The 4661-nt window shown below is 57.0% G+C and carries 3 protein-coding genes; all 3 read right to left on the bottom strand.

Annotated features, from left to right (window positions below):
- Positions 1-233 precede the first annotated feature (233 nt).
- The gene (locus IRZ24_RS17040) at positions 234-2198 is read right to left on the bottom strand and encodes a serine/threonine-protein kinase (protein WP_297166789.1); all 1965 of its coding nucleotides are present in this window, start codon (positions 2196-2198) and stop codon (positions 234-236) included.
- A gap of 101 nt (positions 2199-2299) precedes the next feature.
- Positions 2300-3304 carry a tetratricopeptide repeat protein gene (locus IRZ24_RS17035; protein WP_297166786.1) on the bottom strand — a complete coding sequence of 335 codons (1005 nt, stop codon included), beginning with the start codon at positions 3302-3304 and terminating at the stop codon, positions 2300-2302.
- 2 nt (positions 3305-3306) lie between these two features.
- Positions 3307-4661, bottom strand: a 1355-nt coding sequence (locus tag IRZ24_RS17030; protein WP_297166785.1) for a tetratricopeptide repeat protein, incomplete at its 5' end; no start/stop codon positions are given.

Raw genomic sequence — 4661 nt, 5'->3', positions numbered from 1 at the left:
CATCGGATACCGGGCCGATGCTGTTGTTGTACCGCCTGGACCTGGCCGGTTGCAAGCACAGCTATGGGATAGCCCCATAGTAAAGACGCAACCAGCCGGCAAGAAAATTGGCTAGGTCGCGTCTTTCTGTGGCATCTGACCGTGTGACCGGCGCGGCGTCAGATCTTCTTGGATTGGCCTGAGCAGAGGCGCATAAGGCGCTGTTTCGCTGGATGGTGTGCGCTTTCTGGCAATCAACTCAGAGCATAGATCGCAAGGTTGCTATAGACCACATTGGCGTCGTTGTCGCCCGCTACGCCGAGAAAGCCGATATTGCCTTCGGTATAGCTGCTATCGTTGATCGTCGTCAGGTAAACGTTGTTAGCATAGAAGGAAAGGCTGCTCCCATCAGCAATGATCTGCAGGGTATTCTGTACACCTGTTCCTGCTTGCAGAGCGGGAGCAGTCGTCCAATCAGTAAAAGGCTGCTCAAGTCCTCCATTAAACTTAGCAATGCGGTAGCGTCCCTGGCTGTCGACCTCAAAGAGGTAGCCCGACGGGAGATTGAAAAGATTGGTGCCTAGGCGAATGAGGACGCCCCCCGAGGCGCCGCTAAGAATCTTCATCTGCACGCTGAGAGCTATATTCCCGTAGCTATAGTTTACTTCATGGCAAATGCGCTGGGAAGTGGTCAGACTCATAGCCTGAACAACGTGATAGCCATCGCCTCCGAAGAGACAATGATTGCTACGGTCCCAGTTGGCCTGTCTGGTCGCAGGATTCTCAGCATTGGTCAAGGCATCGCTATAGACCAACCTGCCAGCGGTAGCGGTCTGCCAGACCGCGGCGGTGGCGGAGGCCTGAGCCTGGACGGTCGCAGTCGCTCCGGCGATTGCCGTTTGCGTGGCCTGGGCCTGGGCCTGGGCGGTAGCGCTGGCCTGAGCTTGGGCGGTGGCGGTCAGATTGGGCGTGGCTGTGGGCGTCTGCTGCTGTTGTCCGCTGGGCTGGCCGCTAGAGACAGTGGGGCTGCCGTTTGTACCCTGGTGTGGCGAAGAAAAGATAGCCAGTGCCAGGGGAAGAGAGATGGCGAGCAATAGAACAAGGGCCAAGCTGGCAAGCAGCAGACCGCGCCGTGTGGAGGCTGTGCTTGAGGGCGGCTGTCCGTAGCCGGCATAGCCCGTACCTGTTGGGGAGAGCACAGGCGCAGGACTATAGACCTGCCCTGTCAGAGGATAAGAGGTCGGTTGCGGCGGAGCCGGGGTATGGACGCTACCTACGCTGCGCAAGACCAGCGGCTGCGGTGTCCCGGCAGCGCCTGCGCTCTGACTGCTGACCTGGGCCCAGTCCTGATAGGGTTGGTGCGTGGCGCCTGTGACCAGGGCCCGGCTGCCACTAGTCACCGCCTGACAGAAGGCCTCGGCCAGCTCGCTGGCGCTGCTATAGCGCCGTTCGGGCCGTTTCTCTAATCCCTTGAGAATCACGTGTTCGACCGCGGGACTGATGTGGGGAACATAGAGATGCGGTGGCGGTGGCGGCTTGCTGATGTGCATTGTAACGACCGCGATCGGATTCTCTGCCGTAAAGGGCAGACGCCCGGTGACCATCTCAAAGAGCAAGACACCGAGCGAGTAGAGGTCACTGCGCACGTTGGCTCGGTTATCTCCTTCGAATAACTCCGGCGCAACGTATTCGACAGTCCCAAGCACGTTGCCAGTGCTGGTGAGCTGGGTGGCGTCGCTGGTGGTGCGGGCGATCCCAAAATCAGAGAGATAGCAATGCCCTTCGGCGTCGAGCAGTACGTTAGAGGACTTGATATCACGGTGAATGATCCCCTGACGATGGATGTAGTCCAGGGCGGCTGCAATCTCACGCAGGCTGCGGCAGGCTTCGCTCAGCGGAAGCGGTCCTTGCCGGATGCGCGCCCGCAGTGTTCCCCCCTCCATGAAGGGCATTACAATGTAGTACCAGGTGAGGCCATCAATCTGACCCGAGCCGGTGTCGTAAATCGGTACTAGATGCTCGTGCTTGAGCGCGGCCATCAGGCGAGCCTCGCGGATAAAGCGGCGCAGTAGCTCCTCATCTTCGCGCTTAAAAACCTTAACCGCTACAGTCCGCTCGACCGCCAGGTCGTAGCCCTCATAAACGTCGGCCATGCCGCCTTTGCCAATCAGCCGACGCAGTTCATAGCGTTCGAGGGTCTTTCCCTCCAGACCTGCCATGCATCTTCTCCCAAGTTAAGTCTCATGATCTCGAAGGATATTATCCTGCTCGCAGCCAGATGGCATCTCCTTATAGATACAACGGTTGACTTCCCCGTTCGTTACTTGACCCAACCTCGCTTAATGAGAAAGAGCAAGAGCGGGGCCATGATCGCGCGGTAGATTATGATCAATCCATAGGGAGTAATGATAATGCCGAGGCACATGAGAATCATCGAGATATTCAATAGTTGCGCGTTGTGGCTTTTGACCCCGAGGTTGAAGATTGCTTCTACGAAGTGGAGAAAGAGCCTACCAATGATGAGAATGAAAAGCGAGGCAGCGCAGCCCATGCCAAATTTCAGAGCTTGTGGAGCCTGTTGTCGATAGGCTTGGTAAGCTGTGATAGGCCGATAGAGTGGGTGAGCTGCGCGAATAGCCTTCAACAGCAGTTTCTGGGTCTGTTTATCGTTGGGGTCAAGGCGGATGGCCTCTTTGAGAACTTGCAGCGCCTGCTGTGGCTGTACCTGCCGGTTGAGCAGGAAGTCCCCATACTCTCTGAGAATGAAAGGGTTCTGTGGCTCGAGGGTCAGGGCGCGGTAATAGGCTGCTCTTGCCAGAGTCAGGTGACCGTCAGCATTGGCCTGTTTCGCAAAGAGCATCTGGATAGGTGCCTCATCAGGAGCCAGCTCGATGGCCTTGAAAGTGTAAGGGCGAGCCTCGTCTGCTAGAGGCACTGGCAGAAAGAGATAGAGCGCCCCCAAAAAGAAGTAAGGCCAGGGGTCTATTGGGTTAAGCCTCAGCGCCTCGTTCAGCTCGGCTTTGGCCAATTTGATTTGCCTTTTTTGGAAGAGGATCAGGCCATAGAGCACATGCAGGCTACTGGACTGTGGCTCAAGCCGTAGCGCCTCCCTCACGGCCTGCTCGGCCTGAGTCAGATCCCTGCTTTCAAGGCTAGCCAGGGCCATAAGCCTATGGGCCCTGACGTGCTCAGGCTGCTCTCGCAGGACCTTACGCAGAAGCTCTATCGCCATCTGCGGTCGATCAAGCTTCAGAGCGATGACGGCTTTCCTATAGTTTTCTAGGCTCTCAGGGGTGGGGACAGTATTTCTCTCTTGTTCTGGCATGGCTACCACTTGGTCTTTTGCAGGAACTGGACTACGTCATCGTAGAGGCCACCCTCATTACTGTAGGTGGCGTAGTTTTTGGCAGTGGCGAACCATTCGAGGGTTGAGGGTCGAACTTGTTTGAGAGCAGCTAATAGATCACTCATACGCAAGGGCCGCGGGCGTCCAGTCCTAAGGGCTTCGCTGAGGACCGCGTCAGTGGCTCGCTCGCAGGTAGCTCGAATATCGGCGCCGGAGAACTTCTCCATCTGCCTGGCGAGCTGCTGGTAGTCAATAGCCTCGGTAGGCTTGTCGCGGAGGTGGAGGCGCAGAATCTCACAGCGGGCCTCGAGATCGGGGGGTGGGACGAAGAGAACGCGGTCGAAGCGTCCAGGCCGTCGCAATGAGCTATCGACAAACCAGGGGCTATTCGTGGCACCCACGACAAAAATCTCTCTGTTGTCTGCAGCGATGCTATCCAGTTCCAGCAGGAGCTGATTGGTCAAGGTGCGCAGGTCGTAAGAGCGCCATTGCTGCCGACTCCTGCCCAGGGCATCTAGCTCGTCGATGAAGACAAGCGCCGGACGATTGCGCCGTGCCAGCTCGAAGATCCTGTGAAGATTCTTCTCGCTGCTCCCAATGTACATGTCCAGAATATCGTGAATGGTGATGTTGATAAAGAGACACTGGCTCTCGCCCGCCGCTGCCCTGATAAGAAAGGTCTTCCCGCAGCCAGGAGGGCCATAGAGTAGAATACCGCCACCAAGGCGTCGCCCAAAACGACGGAAAAGGTCAGGATGTTGAAGTGGATAGATAATCTGAAGGCGGATCTGTTCTTTGACCTCTTCCAGTCCTCCGATATCCTGGAAAGTCACAGTTGGCTGCTCGACTTGCTCCTGTCCGCTTTCCGCCTGCTCTCCTGCACCAGCAAAGCGTAGCAGGCGCAGCTTGCCCCTGATCACTATGCCCTGCCTGGCCAGCTCCTCTTCGTAGGCGCTATCTCGTAGCTCCTCGTTGGCGCTGAGAGCCTGCTCATAGTAGTCGGCGGCACGCTGGTATTCCTTGCGCGCAAAGGCGTTTTTGGAGAGTAGCAGATAAATTTCTGGACTGGCCTGCTGGGCCAATGCCACCTGCAAAAACTGCTCCGCACGTTCGAAATCGCCGCGCTGATAGTAGGCACGTCCGAGGCCGACTCGGCTGGCCTGGTCGTTACTGCGCTCTAACACGGCCTGGAACTGCTCGATAGCCTCCTCGAGCCGGCCCTGGCTCAGGAGCAGCTCGGCCAGATATCTGCGCAGAGGCACATTCTCAGGGCTGGCTGCTAGTGCCTCTTTTAATGCGGAAATTGTTCGATCTTCATCCTGATATTCCATAATAT

It is taken from the genome of Thermogemmatispora sp. (assembly GCF_019683755.1).
Lineage (GTDB): Bacteria > Chloroflexota > Ktedonobacteria > Ktedonobacterales > Ktedonobacteraceae > Thermogemmatispora.
Note: the sequence above shows the minus strand (reverse complement) of the source record. Positions and strands in the feature narration are given on the sequence as shown.